Annotated in this window: 16 protein-coding genes and 1 pseudogene; 10 read left to right on the top strand and 7 right to left on the bottom strand. The window is 73.4% G+C overall.

All coding sequences use genetic code 11. The annotated features are described in order from the left end of the window. Positions 1–3: 3 nt before the first annotated feature. The 5 genes from Aut01nite_RS07715 to Aut01nite_RS07695 all read right to left on the bottom strand — a co-directional run bounded on the left by Aut01nite_RS07715 (position 4) and on the right by Aut01nite_RS07695 (position 6,870). Complete coding sequence (locus Aut01nite_RS07715) at positions 4–1,302, bottom strand: serine/threonine-protein kinase (RefSeq protein WP_052164141.1); 1,299 nt, start codon at positions 1,300–1,302, stop codon at positions 4–6. 564 nt (positions 1,303–1,866) lie between these two features. Continuing rightward, positions 1,867–3,879, bottom strand: a complete 2,013-nt coding sequence (locus tag Aut01nite_RS07710) for a serine/threonine-protein kinase (RefSeq protein ID WP_204037470.1) — start codon at positions 3,877–3,879, stop codon at positions 1,867–1,869. 81 nt (positions 3,880–3,960) lie between these two features. Continuing rightward, on the bottom strand, positions 3,961–4,341 hold the full coding sequence (locus tag Aut01nite_RS07705) for a RidA family protein (protein ID WP_043528537.1): 381 nt from the start codon (positions 4,339–4,341) through the stop codon (positions 3,961–3,963). A 34-nt stretch (positions 4,342–4,375) separates the two neighbouring features. After that, on the bottom strand, positions 4,376–5,575 hold the full coding sequence (locus tag Aut01nite_RS07700) for an amidohydrolase family protein (protein ID WP_043528535.1): 1,200 nt from the start codon (positions 5,573–5,575) through the stop codon (positions 4,376–4,378). After that, a complete protein-coding gene (locus tag Aut01nite_RS07695; protein ID WP_043528533.1) occupies positions 5,572–6,870 on the bottom strand; it encodes a helix-turn-helix domain-containing protein in 1,299 nt (432 codons plus the stop codon). Before Aut01nite_RS07695 ends, Aut01nite_RS07700 begins: the two co-directional genes overlap by 4 nt. Before the next feature lie 195 nt (positions 6,871–7,065). On the opposite strand from Aut01nite_RS07695, the gene Aut01nite_RS07690 reads away from it, so the two are divergent. From Aut01nite_RS07690 to Aut01nite_RS07675, 4 genes are read left to right on the top strand one after another with little or no spacing between them, the layout of a single operon-like run. Beyond that, positions 7,066–8,328, top strand: coding sequence for an extracellular solute-binding protein (locus Aut01nite_RS07690; RefSeq protein WP_043528531.1), 1,263 nt, complete (start codon positions 7,066–7,068; stop codon positions 8,326–8,328). Then, positions 8,325–9,206 carry a carbohydrate ABC transporter permease gene (locus tag Aut01nite_RS07685; protein WP_043528530.1) on the top strand — a complete coding sequence of 294 codons (882 nt, stop codon included), beginning with the start codon at positions 8,325–8,327 and terminating at the stop codon, positions 9,204–9,206. The genes Aut01nite_RS07690 and Aut01nite_RS07685 overlap by 4 nt, the downstream gene beginning before the upstream one ends. Further along, the gene (locus tag Aut01nite_RS07680) at positions 9,203–10,042 is read left to right on the top strand and encodes a carbohydrate ABC transporter permease (protein WP_083999485.1); all 840 of its coding nucleotides are present in this window, start codon (positions 9,203–9,205) and stop codon (positions 10,040–10,042) included. The genes Aut01nite_RS07685 and Aut01nite_RS07680 overlap by 4 nt, the downstream gene beginning before the upstream one ends. Beyond that, positions 10,039–11,448 carry a beta-N-acetylhexosaminidase gene (locus tag Aut01nite_RS07675; protein ID WP_204037469.1) on the top strand — a complete coding sequence of 470 codons (1,410 nt, stop codon included), beginning with the start codon at positions 10,039–10,041 and terminating at the stop codon, positions 11,446–11,448. The genes Aut01nite_RS07680 and Aut01nite_RS07675 overlap by 4 nt, the downstream gene beginning before the upstream one ends. A 2-nt stretch (positions 11,449–11,450) precedes the next feature. Here Aut01nite_RS07675 and Aut01nite_RS07670 read toward each other — a convergent pair whose 3' ends face one another. After that, entirely contained in the window at positions 11,451–12,362 is a 912-nt protein-coding gene (locus Aut01nite_RS07670; RefSeq protein ID WP_052164140.1) for an aminoglycoside phosphotransferase family protein, read from the bottom strand. 43 nt (positions 12,363–12,405) lie between these two features. Between Aut01nite_RS07670 and Aut01nite_RS07665 the strand changes: the two genes are divergently transcribed. Continuing rightward, positions 12,406–13,596, top strand: a complete 1,191-nt coding sequence (locus tag Aut01nite_RS07665) for an alanine racemase (RefSeq protein WP_043528527.1) — start codon at positions 12,406–12,408, stop codon at positions 13,594–13,596. On the opposite strand, the gene Aut01nite_RS43295 is transcribed toward Aut01nite_RS07665, so the two are convergent. After that, entirely contained in the window at positions 13,587–13,730 is a 144-nt protein-coding gene (locus Aut01nite_RS43295; RefSeq protein WP_236642905.1) for a tetratricopeptide repeat protein, read from the bottom strand. The genes Aut01nite_RS07665 and Aut01nite_RS43295 overlap by 10 nt on opposite strands. 154 nt (positions 13,731–13,884) lie before the next feature. Between Aut01nite_RS43295 and Aut01nite_RS07655 the strand changes: the two genes are divergently transcribed. The 5 genes and pseudogenes from Aut01nite_RS07655 to Aut01nite_RS07635 form a co-directional block, all read left to right on the top strand. Then, the gene (locus Aut01nite_RS07655; protein ID WP_043528604.1) at positions 13,885–14,217 is read left to right on the top strand and encodes a hypothetical protein; all 333 of its coding nucleotides are present in this window, start codon (positions 13,885–13,887) and stop codon (positions 14,215–14,217) included. An 89-nt stretch (positions 14,218–14,306) separates the two neighbouring features. After that, positions 14,307–15,095 (top strand): hypothetical protein, encoded by a 789-nt coding sequence (locus Aut01nite_RS07650; RefSeq protein WP_052164138.1) that lies wholly within the window; start codon positions 14,307–14,309, stop codon positions 15,093–15,095. Positions 15,096–15,182: 87 nt separating this feature from the next. Beyond that, the gene (aspS, locus tag Aut01nite_RS07645; RefSeq protein WP_043528525.1) at positions 15,183–16,985 is read left to right on the top strand and encodes an aspartate--tRNA ligase; all 1,803 of its coding nucleotides are present in this window, start codon (positions 15,183–15,185) and stop codon (positions 16,983–16,985) included. Between the two features lie 126 nt (positions 16,986–17,111). Further along, a complete protein-coding gene (locus tag Aut01nite_RS07640) occupies positions 17,112–17,336 on the top strand; it encodes a hypothetical protein (RefSeq protein WP_043528524.1) in 225 nt (74 codons plus the stop codon). 175 nt (positions 17,337–17,511) lie between these two features. Further along, positions 17,512–18,886: pseudogene (locus Aut01nite_RS07635) on the top strand (replication-associated recombination protein A); the annotation flags it as partial. Positions 18,887–21,301: the final 2,415 nt, after the last annotated feature.

Raw genomic sequence — 21,301 nt, 5'->3', positions numbered from 1 at the left:
CGCCTAGCTGGGCGGGGGACCCGAGCCGCCCGGATCCTCGCCGCCGGGCGGCTCCACCGGCTCGCTGTCGGAGGTGGAGTCACCCGGATCGGGTTCCTCCGGGGTGCGGCTCGACGTGCGGGTGCGGGTGCGGGCCGGCGGCGGATTCTTCCGGGCCGTGGTGGTGGCGGCGGGAGCCGGGCGCGTCGGAGACGGCGTCACCGAGTCCGACGGGGCCGCCGACGGGGCCGCCGACGGGATGACCGGTGGCGGAACCGAGAACCAGCCGAACGGATCCGCCAGACCGATCGCCGCGCCCGTCCCGGTCAGCAGCACCAGCACCGTGACCAGCAGCGCGACCCAGCGTGCCGGATGCCGCGGCGTACCGGCGAACGGCGCCGCAGGCGGCGGGCCCGGAGGCTGCCACGGCCGCGGCACGGGGACCGGCGACCGGCGCGGGATCGGCGCGGTGACCACCTCCGTGGCCAGCGGAACCGCGTCACCGGACTCGGCGCCGCCCGCATCCGAGGCGGCCGCCGCCATCGCCGCCGCCGAGGGCGGGCGGTCCGCCGGATCCTTGGCGAGAGCGCGTTCCACCAGGGCGCGGACCGCCGGGGGCACGGTCGCGGGCAGGGGGGCCGGCTCCTCGGTGAGGTGCCGCAACGCGATGGCGACCGCGTCGCCGCCGGTGAACGGGGGCTGCCCGGTGAGGCAGTGGTAGGCGACGGCGCCGAGCGCGTACAGGTCGGTGGCCGGGCCGATGGTCTGCTTGGACACCTGCTCGGGAGCCATGTAGCAGGCGGTGCCGATGATGTTGTGGGCGCCGGTCAGGGTCTCCGACGTCGTCGATCGGGCCACCCCGAAGTCGACGAGCACCACGTTGCCGTCCGGCTCGATGATCAGATTGCCCGGGGTGACGTCGCGGTGCACGATCCCGGCCTGGTGCGCGGCGTGCAACGCCCGGGCCGCCTGCGCCACCACCGACATCGTCTCCGCCGGGGACAGCGGCCCGCGCTCCTCCAGCCGCCGCTTCAGGGACTCGCCGTCGATCCGGGCCATCACCAGGTAGGCGCCGGCCGGGGTGGTGCCGTAGTCGTACACCGCGGCGATCCCGGGATGCCGCAACGCCGCCATGGTCCGCGCCTCGTGCTCGAACCGCCGCTGGAAACTGGTCTCCGCAGCCGGCCCGGCGCGCAGCACCTTCACCGCGACGGTGCGTCCCAGCACGGTGTCCGTACCGCGCCAGACCTCGCCCATGCCACCGGAGGCGATCAGCTCGTCCAGCCGGTATCGCCCGCCCAGCGACTCTCCCGCATCGGGCATGCCCGCAGCTTACGACGCATCCGCCGCATTCGATGCCCGCCGTCACCCGCCGCGGCGGCGCCCCGTCCTGCACCACGCCGATCACTTCCGGTCCGCCGGGCTTCTCTCACCCTTCGGCGGTACGGGCCACGCACCGTCCCGTGCCTCCCCGCAGCCGCGGCACGCGCCCCCTCACCACCGTCCCCCGGTGCCACTCATGCATGCCCCGCACGGCTACCCCCACGGCTGCGGCGGCGTGTGCGTGCGGTCGTCTCCCGGTGCCACTGATGTTTGCTTCGTGCGGTTACCCCTGCGGTTGTGGCGGGCGTCCGGGCACGGCCGTCCTCCGGTGCCAGTCCTGCATGCCCCGCACGGTCACCCCTCGGGTGGTTGTCAGTGCTGACTCGGAAGTCGGCCATCACCGGAGCTCATGCCTTGATCGAAAACGTTATGTCAGCCGCGCCCAGCTTTCACGCACGGCACGGGCGTCGCAAGGACACGGACGGCTGTCTCAGCGCCGCGGAGACAGCACTGACAACCAGCCGGATGAACCGCACCCCCGCATCTTCCCCAGCGGCGAGGCGGTCAGCCGTTTTCGTTATCGTTCGTCCCGTTATCGTCGGATCCGCCGGTCTCCTCGCCGCCCGGTGTCGGGTCCGTCGCAGGCGGCGCCGTGGTGGCTCCACCGCCGCCTGTCTCACCGCCGCCGGTCTCGCTGTCACCCGTCTCACCGTCACCCGTCTCGCCGCCTCCGGTCTCCCCGCCGGGTTGGCCGCCGGTCTGGCCGCCCGTCTCTCCGCCGGCCGGAGTGGCCGCCGTCTCGGCCGGCCGCGTCGCTGCCGGACCGCCCGTGCGGGTCGGCTTCGTCTGCGTGCGCTGCGTGTTCGCCGGTTGATCCGGGTCGCCGGCCGGTTGGCCGGCTCTCTTCCCGCCGGTGGCCGGCGGCCCGGAGACGGCCGGTGCGGCCGGGGCGCCGGGTGTCGGAGCCGGGTCACTCGAGAACGCTCCGAGCGCGGCGGCGACGCCCAGCCCACCCAGTCCGAGCACGGCGACCGCCACCAGCAGCAGAACCGGCAACCGACGGCGTCGCCGGCCGGCTCCCGCTGTATCCGGCGCCACGAGTTCCGGTGCCGCCGGCTCGGCGGCACCGCCCACACCTGCTCGGGCCGCGCCTGTTCCGGTCGCGCCTGTTCCAGCGGTGGGCGCTCCGGCGGTGGGCGCTCCGGCGGTGTCGGCCGTCGCGCGGTCCGGCGCCCATATCGCCGTTCGTCCCGGTGATGCGGTCGGACGCGGCGGCGTTGCGGCCGCCGCGACGGCAGCGGAGGCCGCGTCCTTCGGGATGGCCCTGGTCGCCGCCGGGCCGTCACCGTCCGCCGCGGGAGTGGAGGCCGAGTCGCGGGTCTCCGCCGGGCCCCCGCCGACCGTGCTCGACCCGGCTTGATCAGGAGAGTGAGGGCCCGCAGCGGTGGCATACCCGACGTCTGACGCCGGTTCCGGTGAGAGGCCGGTGGCGCCCGGGCCGGAAGTGGCTGCCCCGACCGCGGAGCCGTTTGAGGGGGTGAGGCTTCCATCGGCCGGGGAGCCGTTCGAGGGTGGAAGGGTTCCGGCGGGCGGGAAGCTGTCGGAGTCGTCGGCCATGGGGACTCCGGCGATGCCGAACCAGGGCGCGTCTGCCCTGGTGGCGGCCAGTCCCTCCGCGGTGGCGCCGTTCGCTGCCGTGTTGCCGCCGGCAGGAGTGGCCCCGCTGCCGGCGGGGGTGGCGTCCGTGCCGGTGGAGCCGGTGCCGGAGACGGCCGCGTCGGCGGCGTCGGCCATCGCGCCCGCGGAGGCGAAACGCGCCGCCGGGTTCTTGGACAGCGCGGTCCGGACCAGGTCGCGTACCGGGGCCGGGATGTCGGCCGGCAGCGGTGGCGGTTCGTCCTCGATGTGCTGCAGGGCAACCGCGATCGGGTTGTCGCCCTGGAACGGTGGATGTCCGGCGAGGCAGTGGTAGGCCAGAGCGCCGAGCGCGTAGACGTCCGCGGCCGGTCCGGTCTGTTGCCGGGTGACCTGCTCGGGTGCGATGTAGAGGGCGGTGCCGACGACCTCCCGCGCGCCGGTGACCGTGCCGGAGTGCGCGGAGCGGGCCACTCCGAAGTCGACGAGGACGACCGTACCGTCCGGTTCGACGAGGAGGTTGCCGGGTTTGACGTCGCGGTGCACGATCCCGGCGGCGTGTGCGGCCTCCAGGGCGCGGGCGGCCTGCGCGACGACCGACATGGTCTCGTCGGGGGTGAGCCGGCCCCGCCCGGCCAGGACCTGGTTCAGCGGCCGCCCGTCGACTCGGGCCATGACCAGGTAGGCGTCCTCGTTCCCGGTGCTGCCGAAGTCGTAGACGGCGACCACACCGGAGTGCCGCAGCGCGGCGAGGGCGCGGGCCTCGTGCCGGAACCGGCGCTGGAATCCGGGGTCGGTGGCCCGGTCGGCGAGCAGGGTCTTGACCGCGACGGCCCGGCCGAGCACGGTGTCCGTCGCCTGCCAGACCTCGCCCATACCGCCGGCGGCGATGCGATCGTCCAGCCGGTACCGTCCACCGAGCAGCTCTCCGGGAGAAGACATGGATGTTGCTCTACCCCGGAGAGTGCCCGGTTACCCGCCGCCTCAGAACGGTGTGCCCGGCTCGGCGCCAGGCGAAGGGACTCAGGCGCCGGTGTAGAGGACGGCGTCGATCTCGATGTCGAAGCCGACCAGGGCCACCGGGATGGTGGTGCGGACCGGGAGGTGCTCGCCCTTGATGTATTCGCGGTAGATCTCGTTCATCGCCGGGAAGTCGTCGAAGTCGCGCAGGTACACACCGATCTTGACGGCGTCGTCCAGGCTGGAGCCGGCCGCCTCGGCGACCGCGGCCAGGTTGCGGAACGCCGCGTGCGCCTGTTCGGCGAAGCCGCCGGTCACCCAGGTGCCGTCCGGCAGTGCGGGGACCGCCCCGGCCAGGTAGATGGTGTCGCCGGCGACGACGGCGTGCGAGTACGGGCCACCGGGCGGCGCCGCCTTGTCGGTCATCACGGCACGCTTGGGCATGGGGTCTCTCCTCGGTTCGCTGTTTCGGAAAGGTTCACTGTCTCGGGAACTGTTCGGCCAGGCCGTCCGCCTCCACCAGGGGTGCGGCGAGCAGGGCACGGATGTCGCGCTCGCGCCGGGTCAGGGCGGCGCGCTGGGCGTCGGTGAGCGGGATCCACGGGGCCGGTGGGGCGGGCAGCCGCGGCGGGAGGGGACGGCCGGCGACGTAGGTGGCCTCGTTGACCAGCCGGACCGGCGAGGTGCGGGTCTGCCGGTGCGCGTCGACGACGGTGAGCGGCTCCGCCCGTACCTCGAAGATCGCGAAATCGGCGGGGTCGCCGACCGTGAGCGTGCCGCCGGGCAGATCCAGTGCCCGCGCCGGGTGTGTGGTGACCGCCGCGATCACCTCGGGCAGCGGCACGCCGACGGCGAGCAGTTTCGCCATCGTGGTGGGCAGGTCGAAGACCGGCCCGTGCAGGGAGCGGGCGTGCAGGTCGGTGGAGACGGTGTAGGGCCGCAGCCCGGCGTCGAGTTGCGCTTCGAGGACGTCGAAGGCGAATCCGCCGGAGCCGTGACCCAGGTCGAGCAGCACGCCCCGGTCGGCTGCGGCGCGGACCGCCGGGCCGAGCGGGGCGGCGATGCCGCTGGCGCAGTGGGTGACCAGGTCGCCGGGCCGGAGCAGGTCGAGGACGTCGTCGAGGGTGGGCGGCGCGGTACCGATGTGGACCATCACCGGCACACCGCAGGTTTCGGCGGCGGCCAGCCCGCGCCGCAGCGGCTCGACCCCGTTGGCACCGACCGTCTCCCGGTCGATGCGTACCTTGATGCCGTGGAACAGGTCCCGGTTGGCCTGGATCGCGTCGACGGCCAGAGGCACGTCGCAGTTGGCCAGGTCGCGGCTCTCCCCGGTGCGCCCGGCGAGCCCGACGGCGGAGATGTTGAGCAGCGCCCGTACCCGCACCGACGTGGTCTGGGCGACCCGGCGCAGCCCGGCGACCGTGTAGGCGCCCGCGGATCCGGCGTCGACCCAGGTGGTGACGCCGGAGTACCAGGCGACCGGGTCGGGGTCGATGCCCCAGTAGCCGGGTCCGACGTGGGTGTGCACGTCGATCAGGCCGGGGGTGATCAGGTGGCCGGTGACGTCGATGATCCGGTGCGCGTCGCGGGGCAGGTCCGGCCCGGCCGCGGCGATGCGGCCGCCCCGGACCGCGATGTCGCCGGGCTCCGCGCCGGTCAGCAGCAGGTCCCAGGTCATCGGGCGGTCTCCAGGGCGCCGGCGATGGTCAGCCGGTAGAGGCGGGTGGGGCGGCCTTTGCGGTGTTCCTGCGCGCTGCCGGTCTCCTCGACCAGGTCGGCCGCGGTGAGTTTGCGGATCAGGCGGCGCCCGCTGGGGTCGGTGATGCCGAGGGTGCGGGCGAGTTCGCCGGGGGAGAGCGGGCGGCCCGCCAGGCTCTTCTCGATGGCGGCGAGCCGGGACAGGGTGGCCGCGCTGAGGCCGGCCCGGGCGGCGAGGTGCTCCAGGCCGCCGTGTTCCCGGTACGAGTAGGCGAGCGGCACCCCGGTCGCCCCCATCGGCCCGATCGTCATCCCGTCGGCGGTGAACAGGTAGGCGCCGGGGTCGTCGTCCTGTTCGGCCCGGGCCGCGGCCCGTTCGGCGAGGGTGACGCTGAGCCGGGCCGATCCGCCGATGCCGAATCCGGCGACCGCCCGGACCCCGAGGGTGTCGCGGGCCTCGGCGAGCACCGGCAGTCCCACCCACTGGTGGGTGACGGTCTCGAAGAGGGCGGCGGGGGCGAAGACCAGCACCCCGCGGCTGCCGCGATGGTCGATCCAGGCCTCGGCGAACTCGGGGGTGTTGAGCAGCAGGTGTTGCAGGCCGACCCGGGCGCGGTCCAGGTCGGCACCGGCTTCCGGGCGCCCGACCAGGAACAGGCCGGCCGCGAAGCGTTGCCCGTCGGCCCGTTTGTTGCGGATCCGCAGGGCGAGCTCGTGCAGGTCGGCGCGGATGGTGCCGGGGGTGGCGAGGGCGTGCAGGACCGCGGTCTGCCCGTCGAGGGCGGCGGCGACGCCCATCCGGACGCTGATCACGTACGGCGCGCCGGTGCGGGCCAGTTGCTCGCGGTGGAAGTCGACGACCTCGCTGATCGGCTGGTCCGCCTCGAACGGCAGCGCGGCGATCGCGGTCCGGTCCAGGCCGAGCGCGGCGGCCACCTCGTCGACGGTCTCGCCGGCGAACGTGTCGACGCTGACCGGGGTGGCGGGCCAGCCGTTGCCGCGGGCCCGGGCCCAGGCCAGCGCCAGGTCGAGGGCGGCCGAGCGGGTGACGGTGAACGGCAGGTCGGCGGGGATCAGGTCGCGGGCCCGGGCGTACGGCACCAGACCGAGCAGCAGGCCGTCGGGCCGGTGCTCGCGCAGCAGGCCGGCGACCCGGTCGCGGATCTCGTCCTCCCGCTCGTAGACCGCCCAGGCGAACTCGACGCCGGTGAGGGTGCGTGCCGCGTCCTCGAACCGGGCCCGGTGACCGGCGTGCAGCACCAATCCGATCACCATCTCGCCCGCCCCGTTCTCAAGTGGTTCGTTATTCGCCGTCGTAGCGTGTCCGACCCGTGGCCGCCCGGTCAAGTCACGTTCCTGTTTCCGGCGTTAAAACGGAGATTCGAGGGTTGACGACGGCCTGGTGAGGGCCGCACGCTAGGGCGCACTGAAACGAACTATTAACGAACCTAGTTCGTATGGAGTGTGCACATGAGACTGCGACTCGCGGCAGCCGCCGCCCTCGCTGTGACGATGACCGCCTGCGCCCCTTCCACGTCGGCCCCGGCCACCACCGCCTCCGGCGGCGGCCCGACGACCGGCGCCCTCAAGGTCTGGCTCTTCGACGAGCCCAACCGGGCGCCGAAGGAGGCCGTGGTCAAGGAGGCGATCACCGAGTTCACCGCGGCCCACCCGGAGACCTCGGTCGAGGTGCAGTACATCCCGGTGGACACCCGCAGCGAGCGGTTCAAGGGCGCCTTCAACGACCCGGCCAGCGCGCCGGACGTCGTCGAGTACGGCAACACCGACCTGCCCGAGTACGCGGTCGCCGGCGGTCTCGCCGACGTCGGCCCGGTCGTCTCCGGCTGGTCCGAGGGCGCCGACCTGGCCGCCGACGCCAAGGCCAGTGCCACCTACCAGGGCACCCTGCTCGGCGTGCCCTGGTACCTCGGCGTCCGGGCGCTCTACTACCGCACCGACGTGTTCACCGAGCTCGGCCTGAAGCCGCCGGCCACCCTCGCCGAGCTGGCCACCACGGCGAAGACGGTCCGGGCGCGCAAGCCGGAGATGTTCGGGGTCGCGGTCGGCGGCAAGTACACCTTCGGGGCGCTGCCGTTCGTCTGGGCCAACGGCGGCGACATCACCTCGATCGACTCGGCGCAGTCGCGGGCCGGGCTGACCGCGTACACCGGCCTGATCGCCGCGGACAACTGCCCGCCGCAGAACTGCGCCGACCTGACCGGCGGCAAGACCGTCGAGCTGTTCGCCAGCGGCAAGGCGGCGATGGGCATCCTCGGCAACTTCAACCGGGCGGCCGTCGACGCGGGCGCCGCGAAGGGTGAGTACGCGGTCGTGCCGCTGCCCGGTCTCACCGCGGGCTCGGTCGCGCCGGCGTTCGCGGGCGGCAACAACCTCGGCATCATGAAGAACGCCCAGCGCCCGGCCCTGGCCGCCGACTTCCTGACGCTGCTGGCCGGCAAGAAGTACCAGACGAAGATGTACGACGCGATGGGCAACCTGCCGACCCTGAAGTCCGCCAGCGCCGAGGTCGCCGCCAAGGACGCCTTCGTCAAGCCGTTCATCGACACCATCGACGCCGGTACGAGGTTCGTCCCGCTGGACCCGGGCTGGGGCAAGATCGACGCCTCGGCGGTGCTGCCCACGATGATCCAGAAGGTGGCGACCGGCAAGGCGACCGTCGACGAGGCCACCACCGAGGCCGCCAAGCTGATCGACGAGGCCCTCAAGAAGTGAGCCGAGTACGCACCCGGGCACCGCTGTGGCTGCTCCTGCCGGCCGCGGTGGTGCTCGGCGGTCTCTTCCTCTACCCGATGTACCAGCTCGGCCTGCTCTCCGTGCTGGACTTCACCCAGGCACAGGTCAGCGGCGGCCGGCCGACCCGGTTCGTCGGCGCGGAGAACTACACCCGGCTGTTCGGCGACGACCGGTTCTGGTCGGTGCTGGGCGCGACGGTGCTGTTCGCCGCCGCCTGCGTGCTCGCCACCCTGGCCGTCGGCGCCGGGCTCGCGGTGCTGCTGACCAGGGTGAGCCGGATCCCGCGGCTGCTGCTGTCGCTGGCCGCGCTGGCCGCCTGGGCGGTGCCGGCCGTGTCCGGCTCGACCACCTGGATGTTCCTGTTCGACACCGACCTCGGTTTCGTCAACCAGCTGTTCGGCATCGAGGGCTTCAACTGGATGTACGACAGGTACACCGCGTTCGGCCTGGTCGGCGCGGTGGTGGTGTGGGCGTCCTTCCCGTTCGTGATGGTCACCCTGTACGCCGGCATCGAGGCGATCCCGAAGTCGGTGCTGGAGGCCGCCGCCCTGGACGGGTCGGGCGCCTGGCGCACCTTCTGGCGGATCATGGTGCCGATGCTGCGGCCGGTCCTGGCGATCGTGGTCATCCAGTCGATCATCTGGGACTTCAAGGTGTTCACCCAGATCTACGTGATGACCCACGGCGGTGGCCTGGCCGGTCAGAACCTCACCCTCAACGTGTACGCCTACCAGCAGGCCTTCGCCTCCAGCGAGTACGGCCGCGGCGCCGCGATCGGCGTGGTCATGATGCTGATCCTGCTGGCCGTCACGCTCGTCTACCTCAGGGCCCTGCGCCGATCGGGGGAACAACTGTGAGAGCCGGCCGCCGGCTGCTCGACGCGGCAGCCGTGGTGATCGCCCTGATCACCGTCTTCCCGATCTACTGGATGGTCCTGGCCGCGGTGAAACCGGCCGGGGAGATCCAGTCCCTGGACCAGAAGCCGTGGACGCTCGCGCCGTCGCTGGACGCCTTCCGCCGGGTCCTGGCCGTCAACGACTTCGGCCGTTACCTGCTCAACAGCGTCCTGGTCGCGCTGGCCGTGGTGCTGATCAGCGGGCTGATCGCGTTCCTGGCCGCGGTCGCGCTGACCCGGTTCAGGTTCCGGTTCCGCACCACCATCCTGGTCACCTTCCTGATCGCCCAGATGGTGCCGATCGAGGCGCTCACCATCCCGCTGTTCTTCCTGGTCCGCGACGTCGGCACGGTGGTGCCCGGGATCGGCCTGAACACCCTCGGGTCGCTGGTGCTGGTGCACACCGCGTTCACCCTGCCGTTCGCGATCTGGATGCTGCGCGGCTTCGTGCAGGCGATCCCCGACGAGCTCGACGAGGCGGCCCAGCTGGACGGGGCGGGCCGGTTCACCGTGCTGTGGCGGATCCTGCTGCCGCTGGTCGCCCCGGGACTTGCCGCCACCAGCGTGTTCTCCTTCATCCACGCGTGGAACGACTTCCTGTTCGCGCGTACCTTCATCATCAGCGAAGCCGACCTCCAGACCCTGCCGATGGCGCTGCTGGTCTTCTTCAAACCCGACGAGAACGACTGGGGTGCGATCATGGCGGCGTCGACGCTGATGACCGTACCGGTGCTGATCTTCTTCCTGGTGGTGCGCCGGCGCCTGGTGGCCGGCCTCGGCGGGGCGGTGAAGGATTGATCCCCAAACCCCTTGCGGTGGTACGCGCGGAGCACGGCACCGTGCCGGTCCGGCCCGGCGACGAGCACGCCCGGATCGATCCGTCCCTGCCCCGGGAGGGCTACGTCCTGGACTGCACGTCCGACCGGGTGGAGCTGGCCGGCGGTTCCGAGGCCGGGCTCTTCTACGGCAGGCAGACCCTGCGCCGCCTGCTGCCGGTGGACGCCGTCGAGGGCGAGGTCGAGCGGGTGCGGATCGAGGACGCGCCCCGGTTCGGCTGGCGGGGCGTGCTGCTCGACGTGGCCCGCCACTTCATGCCGGTGCACGACGTGCTGCGCTTCGTCGACCTGCTCGCCTTCCACAAGCTGAACGTGCTGCACCTGCACCTGACCGACGACCAGGGCTGGCGCATCGAGGTGCCGGGGTGGCCGCGCCTGACCGAGGTGGGCTCCTGGCGTGCCGAGAGCATGCTCGGCTCCCGGATCCACGGCCGGTACGACGGCCGCCCGCACGGCGGCTTCTACACCACCGCCGACCTGCGCCGCATCGTCTCCTACGCGGCCGACCGGCACATCACGGTGGTGCCCGAGGTGGACATGCCCGGGCACATGCAGGCGGCGATCGCGGCGTACCCGGAACTCGGCAACGGATTCGCCGGTCCGGTGCGGACCGGCTGGGGCATCTCCGAGCACGTGCTCAACCTGACACCCGCCACCCTGGACTTCTGCCGGCAGGTCCTCGACCACGTCTGCGACGTCTTCGGCTCCGAGCTGATCGGCATCGGCGGTGACGAGTGCCCCACCGTGGAATGGCCCGGCGGCCGGGAGCTGCAGGCCGCGTTCACCGCCGAGATGGCCGCGCACCTGGCGACCCGGGGCCGCCGGGTCTACGGCTGGGACGAGATCCTGGCCGGTGGCGCCCCGCCCGGCGCGGTGATCGCCGCCTGGCGCGGCACCGAACCGGCGCTGATCGCCGCCCGGGTCGGCCATCAGGTCGTCGCGTGCCCCGACGTGCGGCTCTACCTCGACTACCGGCAGTCCGACCACCCGGACGAGCCGACGCCGGTCGGCACCCTGCTCACCCTCCGGGACGTCCACGACTACGAGCCGCCCGCCGACCCGCTCGTCCTCGGCGCGCAGGCGAACATCTGGACCGAGCACATGGAGTCGCTGCGGCGGGTCGAATACATGGCGTTCCCCCGGCTGTGCGCGTTCGCCGAGGTGATGTGGGGACCGGCCGAGCGTGACTTCGCCGACTTCTCCGCCCGGCTGTCGGACCATCTGGCACGCCTGGACGCGCTCGGCGTCAACTACCGGCCGCTGTCCGGGCCGCGGCCGTGGGACGCCCGGCCGGACGCGCCGGGCCATCCCCGTACCCTCGACGATCGTCTCGCCGAACTCCGCGAGATGACCGCGGACCTGCGGTGACGCTAACCGGGCAGCAGCGGCTCCAGCCGCAGGGCCAGACGCAACGGGCGGCCGGTGACCGCGCCGTCGCCCTCGAACGTCCACACCTCGGACAGCACCGCCTGCACGAAACCCCACGCCAGCACCCGCTCGTACGGCATGCCGAGCCCGTCGGCGAGCTGCTCGATCCGGGCCGCCGCGAAAGCGAGGACGGTGTCGTCGGTGCCCTCCGGGTCCGGGTTGTAGAGCAGCGCGCCGATCTCGTACCCCGGATCGCCGATCACCCCGTGCGGGTCGATCGCCAGCCACGGCTCCCGCTCCGCGGACAGCACGTTGTCGTGGTGCAGGTCGCCGTGCAGCACCACCCGCCCGGTCGCCGTCGCGCACAGCTCCTCGAACAGGCCGGCGGCCCGTTGCACCAGGTGGCGGGGGATCGGGTCGTCGCCCGGGAAGCGCACCAGATGGTCACGGAACGAGCGGATCCGGCCGGACAGCTCGGGCAGCGCCACCCCGGCGGGCGCCGGCCGGTGCAGCCGGCGCACCACGGCGATCAGGGCGGCGGTCGCGTCGGCATCCCGGTGCGGCACGAGGCCGCGCAGCTGCTCGCCCGGCCGGGCCTCCTCCAGCAGCAGCGCGCCGCGGGCGTCGTCGCGGGCCAGCACCCTGATCGCCCCGTGCCCGGCGAAGCACTCCAGCGCGGTCGCCTCGTCCGCCAGATGGCCGGCCTCCGGAACGCCGAGCTTGAGCACCGCCGTCGTGCCGTCCGCCCGGCGCACCCGGCCCACCCAGTTCATGCTCAGCGGCAGGGACCCGGCCGGCTCCAGCTCCCAGTCGCGCATCACCTCCGCGGTGACCAGCGGCAACCGGGCGAGCCAGCGGCGGCCGTCGTCACCCCAGCAGTTCTCGACGGTCCGCGTGAAGGTGTCCGGCAGCATGACGTCCGTTATAGAGAATCCGCCTGAGAAGAGAGGTGCCGGTGTGACCATCGACTGGCGTAGCAAGGGATTCTGGCAGCCCTCCGGTTCGCGGAGCGTGGCCGAGATCGCCGCCGAGCGCCCGAGCATCTTCGGCGGCGGGTTCACCTGGCCGCTGCTGACCGTGCGGCAGGCCGCGGTGGAGGCGAACATCGCCACCATGGCCGCGTACTCCCGGCGGCACGGCTTCGACTTCGCGCCGCACGCCAAGACCACGATGGCGCCGGCGCTGCTCGACGCGCAGATGCGGGCCGGGGCGTGGGGCATGACCGTGGCCACGCCCAACCAGGCGCTGGTGATGCGGCGGCTCGGCATCGAACGGGTGCTGATCGCCAACGAGATCCTCGACCCGGCCGCGCTGCGCTGGCTGGCGGACGAGAGCGCCGCCGGCTGGGAGGTCTACTTCCAGGCCGACTCGGTCGCCGGAGTGCGGGCGGCGGCGGCGACCGGCGGGCCGCTGCGGATCCTGGTCGAGCTGGGGCACGCGGGTGGGCGTACCGGGGTGCGGGGCCTGGACCAGCTGGAGACGGTGGCGCGGGCCGTCGCCGCGGCGCCCGGCCTCGAACTGGCCGGGGTCACCGGGTACGAGGGCCAGCTCCACGACCAGCAGGACGTGGACGCCTTCCTGGACGAACTGGTCGCCGGAGTGACCCGGCTGGCCGATGCCGGGCTCCTGCCACCGGCGCCGATCGTGTCGGCCGGCGGCAGCGCGTGGTTCGACCGGGTCGCCGAGCGGTTCGCCGGCCTGACCAGCCCGGCACGGCTGATCCTGCGCAGCGGCGCCTCGGTCACCCACGACGACGGGTTCTACCGGGAGAAGACCCCGTTCCTGCGGGTGCCGGGGGAGGGGCCGCTCGCGGCGGCGCTGGAGATCTGGGCCCAGGTGCTGTCCACGCCGGAGCCCGGGCTCGCGCTCGCCGGGATGGGCAAGCGGGACGCGCCGTTCGACGAAGGGCTGCCGGTGCCGATGGAGATCCGCCGCGGGGACGGGACGGTCGAGGCGGCCACCGGGCTGTCGGTGACCAGACTGAACGATCACCACACGTACCTGGCCGTCGACGGCGCCGATCTGGGGCCGGGGGATCTGATCCGGTTCGGCATCTCGCACCCCTGCACCGCCTTCGACAAATGGCGGGACATCCCGGTGGTCGACGAGGACCGGCACGTCGTGGACGTGCTGCACACCTACTTCTGAGGCGGCTCGACCAGCAGCCGGGCGTACTCCGCCATCGACCGCCGGTACTGCGGCAGGTGGCGGGCCGGCGCGCCGACCGCGACGGAGACCGCCTCCCGCTCCCGGCCCACGTCGGTCAGGGCCAGGGCCGGCACGGTCTACACCGCGTCGTCCAGGTGGTCGGAGCCGGTGGCCGGCTCGGCTCCCCTTCCGCTGTGCTCACCACGGAAGCCTCGCAGACCCGCGGTGGCGCCGGAAAGCGGATGTGGTGATCGACTGCCTCCTGCCAGACTGCCGGCCGTGAAGACGATGACGTTGTGGCGGCCGACCGGGCCGAAGGAGCTCGCCCTGGTCGAGGAGAGCGGCTGGCGGCGGTGGCCGCCACGGCTGCCGGACCAGCCGATCTTCTACCCGGTCCTCAACGAGGAGTACGCGACCATGATCGCCCGGGACTGGAACGTCCCGGCGTCCGGCATGGGATACGTGACGCGGTTCGAGGTCGACGCCGCGTTCGCCGAGCGGTACCCGGTACGGCAGGCCGGAGGCGACTCCATCCTGGAACTGTGGGTCCCGGCCGAGGAGCTCGAGGAGTTCAACGACCACATCGTCGGCACGATCGAGGTGGTCGCGGAGTTCCGCTGAGCCGGGTGCCCCGGGCGGGGGATGGCCTGCTGGATCAATCCTGTCTACGTTGATTGAGCGCCTCATCCGCTGCGCCCCTGGAGTCCGTCATGTCGGTTTTCCCTGGTGCCCCCGGCGCCGCCTCGCCCCTGCCCCAGCGCCGTCCCGGTGCTCCGCCGGGCCCGCCCCGGCAGGGTTCGGGTGCTCCGCCGGTCCTGACCCGGCAGGAGGGCCCGACCGAACCGCTCGGCGCGCTCCTGCCGGCCGGCGCGCCGGTCGCCGGGCCACCCGCGGAGGACGACCGCGAACCGGACGGCGCCGCCCCGCCGCGCCGGGCCGGGGTGACGGCGGCGGTGCTGATCAGTGTTCTCGCGCTGCTCACCGCCGCGGCGGCCGGGCTGTTCTCCTGGCGTACGTTCCAGACGGTCAGGGCGGTCGCCCCGGCCCCCTCGGTCCCGGCCCCGGCGCCGGAACGGGCCCGGCCACTCGAACCGGTCACCTATCCGGTCTCCTATGCCAAGGAGTCACTGCGGCTCGATCCGGCCTGTGCCGCGGTCGTACACCTGGATCTGGACGAACCCCGGGCCGACGCCGCCGAGAACGTCGCGGACCTCCGTTACGAGAGCCGTTGCGGCAGCATGCCGCCCCGATGGAGCCTGGGCGCCGGAGCCGCCGGCGGCAGCCGCCAGGCCGGCGCCGACAGCGACGCGCAAGCGTGCGAACGGGCCATCCGCACCAGCCCGCTCGGGCGTGGACTCGAGGTGGAGGTCACGAAGGGCACCGCGCTCTGCGTGCTCACCGCCGCCGAGCCGGCCGAACTGGTGCTCGTGGAGATCGTCGACGTCGGCGGCTCCGGCGCCGCGGGCCTGCGCGCGACCTCATGGCGGGTGCTGCGGTAGGGAGAAGTAGAGAGCGGTGACTTGGGCGCGCGGCGCTCCTGACAGAATGTCGGGTGCGCCCCGCGAACCCTGTTAGGAGACGTTTCCGTGATCCGTACCCATGACGCCGGCACTCTGCGCGCGAGCGACGCCGGCACGACGGTGACGCTCGCCGGGTGGGTCGCGCGCCGGCGCGACCACGGCGGTGTCATCTTCGTCGACCTCCGTGACGCCTCCGGCGTGGTGCAGGTCGTGTTCCGCGAGGAGGACGCGCACGCGCTGCGCAACGAGTTCTGCGTGAAGGTCGTCGGCGAGGTCAGCGCCCGCCCGGCCGGCAACGAGAACCCGGAGCTGGCCACCGGCGCGATCGAGGTGGTCGCCAGCGAGCTGACCGTGCTGTCCGAGGCGGCCCCGCTGCCGCTGCCGGTCGACGACACGATCACCGCCTCCGACGACCTCCGGCTCAAGTACCGCTACCTGGACCTGCGCCGCTCCGGCCCGGCGAAGGCGCTGCGCTTGCGCAGCCGCGCCAACCAGATCGCCCGCGAGATCCTGCACGCCCACGACTTCAACGAGATCGAGACGCCGACGCTGACGCGCTCGACGCCGGAGGGCGCCCGCGACTTCCTGGTCCCGGTCCGCCTCCAGCCCGGCACCTGGTACGCGCTGCCCCAGTCCCCGCAGCTGTTCAAGCAGCTGCTGATGGTCGCCGGCATGGAGCGGTACTACCAGATCGCCCGCTGCTACCGCGACGAGGACTTCCGCGCCGACCGCCAGCCGGAGTTCACCCAGCTCGACATCGAGATGTCGTTCGTCACCCAGGACGACGTCATCGCGCTCGGCGAGGAGATCGTCGCGAAGCTGTGGAGCGAGCTCGCCGACTACCAGGTGCAGCTGCCGATCCCGCGGATCACCTGGACCGACGCGATGAACCGCTACGGCTCCGACAAGCCCGACCTGCGGTACGGCGTCGAGCTGGTCGAGCTGACCGAGTACCTCCGCGGCACCGCGTTCCGGGTGTTCGCCGGCGCGATCGACGCCGGAGGCTACGTCGGCGCGGTCGTCATGCCGGGCGGCGCCTCGCAGACCCGCAAGGAGCTCGACGGCTGGCAGGACTGGGCCAAGGCCCGGGGCGCCCGCGGTCTCGCCTACGTGGTCCTCGACGCGGAGACCGGCGAGCCCAAGGGCCCGGTCGCGAAGAACCTGTCGCCGGAGCACCTGTCCGGCCTGGCCGACCAGGTCGGCGCCAAGCCCGGCGACGCGGTCTTCTTCGCCGCCGCCACCGAGCGCCGCGAGGCGCAGGAGCTGCTCGGCGCGGCCCGGATCGAGATCGCCAAGCGGGCCAAGCTGATCGACGAGTCGGCCTGGGCGTTCTGCTGGGTCGTCGACGCCCCGATGTTCGAGAAGACCGAAGACGGTGGCTGGCACGCGGTGCACCACCCGTTCACGTCGCCGAACGAGGAGTGGGAGAGCCGCTTCGAGGAGGCGCCCGACCAGGCCCTCGCGTACGCGTACGACATCGTCGTCAACGGCAACGAGATCGGCGGCGGCTCCGTCCGTATCCACCGCGGCGACGTGCAGAGCCGGGTCTTCGACCTGCTCGGCATCTCCACGGAGGAGGCCGAGGACAAGTTCGGCTTCCTGCTCGAGGCGTTCAAGTACGGCCCGCCGCCGCACGCCGGCATCGCGCTCGGCTGGGACCGCACCTGCATGCTGCTCAGCGGCAACGAGTCGATCCGTGAGGTCATCGCGTTCCCGAAGACCCGCGGCGGTTTCGACCCGCTGACCACCGCGCCGACCCCGATCACCGCACAGCAGCGGCTCGAGGCCGGTATCGACGCCAAGCCGAAGGCCACCGCCGGCACGCCCGGCACTGACGGCCAGGCCGCCCCGGTGCAGCACTCGAACTGACGTCGGCCCGCCGCGAAGGCCGGTTTCCGCCGAACGCTCCCGGAAACCGGCCTTCGGCGTTTCAGAACGACGGGCATTCGGGTATCAGCGAGTTCACAGGCTCTCAGATACCCCCCGGAGGAATTGATGCTCGCCATCGCCGCTGCCGTGATCTTCGGCATCTCGCTTCTCATCGACCTGCTCAACACCAACTTCGGCGCCCCCGTGCTGTTCAACGTCCCGACCCTGACGACGATCGGCCTGCTGCTCCTGGCCCTGTACCTGGCCGGTGTCGGCAGCGGCCCGCGCGCCGGGGCGGGCACCGGCTCCTCCGGCCGCCGCTTCTACGGCCGCCGTCCCGGCCGCGGCTGACCCGAGCGGCCGCCGGCCGCCAGCCTCCGGCCTCTCCGGCCCGACCCCGCCCCGGGTCGGGCCGGAGGTCGTTTCGGACACGCTGCGTGAGGCCGTAGTGGCTGCTCGGGAGCTTTCCACAGGGTGACAGGTGGCGTTTCGGATCATGCTCGACAGGCCGGTACTGTCGGTCGTGATGGATACGGAAGGGCTCTTCTCCCTCGCGCCGCCGGACGCGTCTCCCGCCGCGCCGGACGCGCGGGCCGCCGGATTCGGCCGGCCCGCCGACGACGCCCCGCTGCCGGTTCGGATGCGGCCCGCCTCGCTGGACGAGCTGATCGGGCAGGAGCATCTGCTCGCCCCCGGCGCCCCGCTGCGCCAGCTCGTCACCGGTTCCAGCCCGATGTCGGTGATCCTCTGGGGCCCGCCCGGCACCGGCAAGACCACCATCGCGCACCTGGTCGCCAACGCCACCGATCGCAAGTTCGTCGCCATGTCCGCACTCACCGCCGGCGTCAAGGACGTCCGCGCCGTGATCGACACCGCGCGGCGCGAGCGGCGTTACGGGGGCCCGCCCACCGTCCTGTTCATCGACGAGGTGCACCGCTTCAGCAAGACCCAGCAGGACTCGCTGCTCGCCGCCGTCGAGGACCGGACCGTGACCTTGCTCGCGGCCACCACGGAGAACCCGTACTTCTCGGTCATCTCGCCCCTGCTCTCCCGCTGCGTGCTGCTCACCCTCCAATCCCTCGGCGAGGACCAGGTCCGCCGGCTCATCCGGCGCGCCGTCACCGACGAGCGCGGGCTGGGCGGCGCGGTCACGCTTTCCCCCGACGCCGAGGACCATCTGGTACGGCTGGCGTCCGGCGACGTCCGTAAGGCCCTCACCGCCCTCGAGGCCGCGGCCGGCTCCGCGCTCGCCCAGAACGCGCCCGAGATCGACCTCGCCACCGCCGAGAAGGCGGTCGACGTCGCCGCTGTCCGCTACGACCGGGACGGCGACGCCCACTACGACGTGATCAGCGCGTTCATCAAGAGCATGCGCGGCAGCGATCCCGACGCGGCCCTGCACTACCTGGCCCGGATGCTCGTCGCCGGCGAGGACCCGCGGTTCATCGCCCGGCGCATCGTGATCTTCGCGAGCGAGGACGTCGGCATGGCCGACCCGCAAGCACTGCTGGTGGCGAGCGCCGCCGCCCAGGCCGTGCAGAACGTGGGCCTGCCCGAAGCCGGTCTCAACCTCGCCCAGGCCGTCGTGCACCTGGCCACCGCCCCCAAGTCCAACAGCGTCACCACGGCCCTCGCCGAGGCGATGGCCGACGTGCGGGCCGGTCGCGGTGGCGCGGTGCCGCCCCACCTGCGGGACGCGCACTATCCGGGGTCGAAAGGGCTCGGTCACGGGCGGGGATATCGCTACCCCCACGACGATCCGCGGGGTGTGGTGCGCCAGCAGTACGTTCCGGACGATCTCGTCGGCACCGACTACTACCGGCCGACCGATCACGGTGCGGAGCGGGCGGTGGCGGAGCGGGTGCCGCGGTTGCGGCGGATCGTGCGGGGTTCCGGCCCCTCGTCCCGCCCTTCGTCGGCCACCTCTTCCTCCTCGGCCGCCCCCGGGGTGGCTGCCGGCGGTGCTTCCGCGGGTGGAGCCGGTGCGGCTGGGGGCGCGGTGGGCCTTCCGGGTGCGGTCGGCGGCGATTCTCCGAGCGGATCCGGTACGGCCGGAGGCGGCGCTGTGGACGCCGTGGACCGGGCCGGCAGCGCCTCCTCCTCGAACGGATCCGGGGCGCCGGGCGAGCCTTCCGCGGCGGATAGTGGGGAATTCAATTCGGGCCCGGTGAGCAGGGGAGTCACCGCTTCGGCGGGGGTGCCGGACCGCGCGGCGGGTGGTGCTCGGGCCGCGGATGAGTCACAGTCGTCGGCGGACTCGAAACCGGCGGCCGGGCAATCGGTTGCAGCACGTCACGAAGACGTGGCGGAAAGTGTTGAAGGTTCCGGTCGTGCGGAGAGCGCTGCCGGTGCCGGGTCGGAATCGGCCGGCGGTGGCGCGGCGGAGCGGTCTCCGGAACCGCGCGCCGTGCGGCACGAGGCAGGGACGGCCGGGCGGAGCCCGGATGCGGCCGGTGCCGAGGGTGATGACGAGAGCGGCGACAGCGCCGGAGAGGAACAGCGGTGACAGGGCGGGGTTCCGATCGGCCCGACGACGACGCCGGTCCGCGCGAAGGGCAGGGCGGTAAGAACCGCCGGCGCTTCGGGCGCGGGGGCCGCGCCGAGCAGCCGGTTGCTCCCGTGGAGGTGCCGCAGGAGGAGACCGGCTGGCTCGACGATCTGCGTACGGCGAAACACGACCGTGGCGCGATCGGCCCCGGCGCCCTTCCCGGCGAGGCCCGCAGCAGCAAGTCCGGCCGGGCCGCGCCCGGACCGGACGACGTTCCCGACGAGGACTTCGCCTTTCCCGGCGGCCAGGACGACTTCGCCGCAGCACCCGGCCGCGGTGACGGCGACCCCACCGGTGGCCGGCCGAACGGCGGACCGGGACCGGCGTCCCGGTCCGGTCCGGTTCCGCGGGGCGCCGCCCCTGGCCAGATCCCTCCGGCGGCAGCGCCGTCCGGACCGGTGCCGCCGGGCCGGGATGGGCAGCGTCCGGTTCCCGGGGCGGCCGGTCCCGCGGGGCAGCGTTCCGGGCCGGTCGGCCCGGGCGGTCCCGGACAGGTTCCCCCGGCGATGCCGGCCGGCCCCGGTCAGGGCGCACCGGCCACCCGGGGGGCCGTCGGTCCTCCCGGTCAGGTGCCTCCGGGTCAGCGTGCCGGCGCCCCTGCTCAGTCTTCCGCCGGTCAGCGTGCCGGTGCGGTTCCGCCCGGGCAGATGCCGTCGGGGTCGGTCCCGCCCGGTCGGATGCCCGGCGGTCCGGGCGGCGGTGCGAGCGCGCCTGGTCAGATGCCGCCGGGTCCGCGTGGTGGCGTGGCGCCGGCCGGACAGGCGCCGCCCGGCGGGATGCGGCCCGGTCAGGTGCCGCCTGGTGTCGTTCCCGGCGGTCAGCGTGCCGGTGCGGTGCCGCCCGGTCAGAATGCGGTAGGCCCGGTCGCGGGCGGCACGATGCCCCCGGGCCGGGGGCCCACAGGCGCGGTTCCGCACGGCCAGACCCCGCCGGGGCCCGGTGGTCCCGGGCGGATGCCGCCCGGCGGCGTTCCGGGCCAGGTTCCCCCGGCTGGTGTTCCTGGGCAGATGCCGCGGGGCGGTGTGCCGGGTCAGATGCCTCAAGGCCCTGCTTCGGGCCAGGTCCCTTCGGGTGGTCCTCCCGGGCAGATGCCGCGAGGTGGGGCCCCGGGTCAGATGCCCCAGGGTCCTGGAACGGGGCAGATTCCCCCGGGTGGTGCCCCGGGGCAGATGCCGCGGGCCACGGTTCCGGGACAGGTGTCGCCGGCTGCCGCATCGCGTCAGATGCCGCCGGAGGCTCGGCCGGTTCAGACCCCGCCGGGAACGGTTCCCGGGCAGATCTCGTCTCGTGCCGCGCAGCGTCAGGTGCCTCCGGGCGCTGGACCCGGCCCGATTCCGCCGGGTGCGATGCCGCCCGGTCAGGTTGCTCCGGGAACCGGCGTGCCCGGTCAGATGCCGCCCGGCGCGCGCCGCAACGGGCCTCAGCAGGGTGGACGGGCCGTCGTCGGCCCCGAAACGGGCGGCGGACGTCGTCAGATCGATCCGGCTCCGTCCGGGCAGACGTTCCCCGGGCAGGCGCCGGGGGCGGCCGGGGGCGTCCCGCTCTCCGGCAACCCGCCGGAACTGCCGGGAGCCCGGTCCATGCCGCCCGGCGTGCGGGGCGCGGCAGCGACCGCGGGACCGGTTTCGTCGGGGGCCCGCCCGGTCTCGCCCGATGCACGCTCAGCAGGACCGGGCATCCGGCCCACCTCGCCGGCCGGTCCCGCCCGCGACCGTTTCCGTCCGGCCGACCCGGTATCCCCGGGCCGTCCCGACGCCGTTCATCGGTC

The sequence above is a fragment of the Actinoplanes utahensis genome, assembly GCF_016862455.1.
Taxonomy (GTDB): domain Bacteria; phylum Actinomycetota; class Actinomycetes; order Mycobacteriales; family Micromonosporaceae; genus Actinoplanes; species Actinoplanes utahensis.
The sequence above is the reverse complement of the archived record's forward strand: the minus strand, read 5'-3'. Positions and strand labels throughout refer to the sequence as shown.

Excerpts from the sequence above, each read along its gene's own strand:
- Aut01nite_RS07710 (WP_204037470.1), bottom strand. The coding sequence starts at position 3,879 with ATGTCTTCTCCCGGAGAGCTGCTCGGTGGACGGTACCGGCTGGACGAT.
- Aut01nite_RS07640 (WP_043528524.1), top strand. The coding sequence starts at position 17,112 with ATGCTCGCCATCGCCGCTGCCGTGATCTTCGGCATCTCGCTTCTCATC.
- Aut01nite_RS07650 (WP_052164138.1), top strand. The coding sequence starts at position 14,307 with ATGTCGGTTTTCCCTGGTGCCCCCGGCGCCGCCTCGCCCCTGCCCCAG.
- Aut01nite_RS07715 (WP_052164141.1), bottom strand. The coding sequence starts at position 1,302 with ATGCCCGATGCGGGAGAGTCGCTGGGCGGGCGATACCGGCTGGACGAG.
- Aut01nite_RS07700 (WP_043528535.1), bottom strand. The coding sequence starts at position 5,575 with ATGACCTGGGACCTGCTGCTGACCGGCGCGGAGCCCGGCGACATCGCG.
- Aut01nite_RS07655 (WP_043528604.1), top strand. The coding sequence starts at position 13,885 with ATGACGTTGTGGCGGCCGACCGGGCCGAAGGAGCTCGCCCTGGTCGAG.
- Aut01nite_RS07690 (WP_043528531.1), top strand. The coding sequence starts at position 7,066 with ATGAGACTGCGACTCGCGGCAGCCGCCGCCCTCGCTGTGACGATGACC.
- Aut01nite_RS07705 (WP_043528537.1), bottom strand. The coding sequence starts at position 4,341 with ATGCCCAAGCGTGCCGTGATGACCGACAAGGCGGCGCCGCCCGGTGGC.
- Aut01nite_RS07670 (WP_052164140.1), bottom strand. The coding sequence starts at position 12,362 with ATGCTGCCGGACACCTTCACGCGGACCGTCGAGAACTGCTGGGGTGAC.
- Aut01nite_RS07695 (WP_043528533.1), bottom strand. The coding sequence starts at position 6,870 with ATGGTGATCGGATTGGTGCTGCACGCCGGTCACCGGGCCCGGTTCGAG.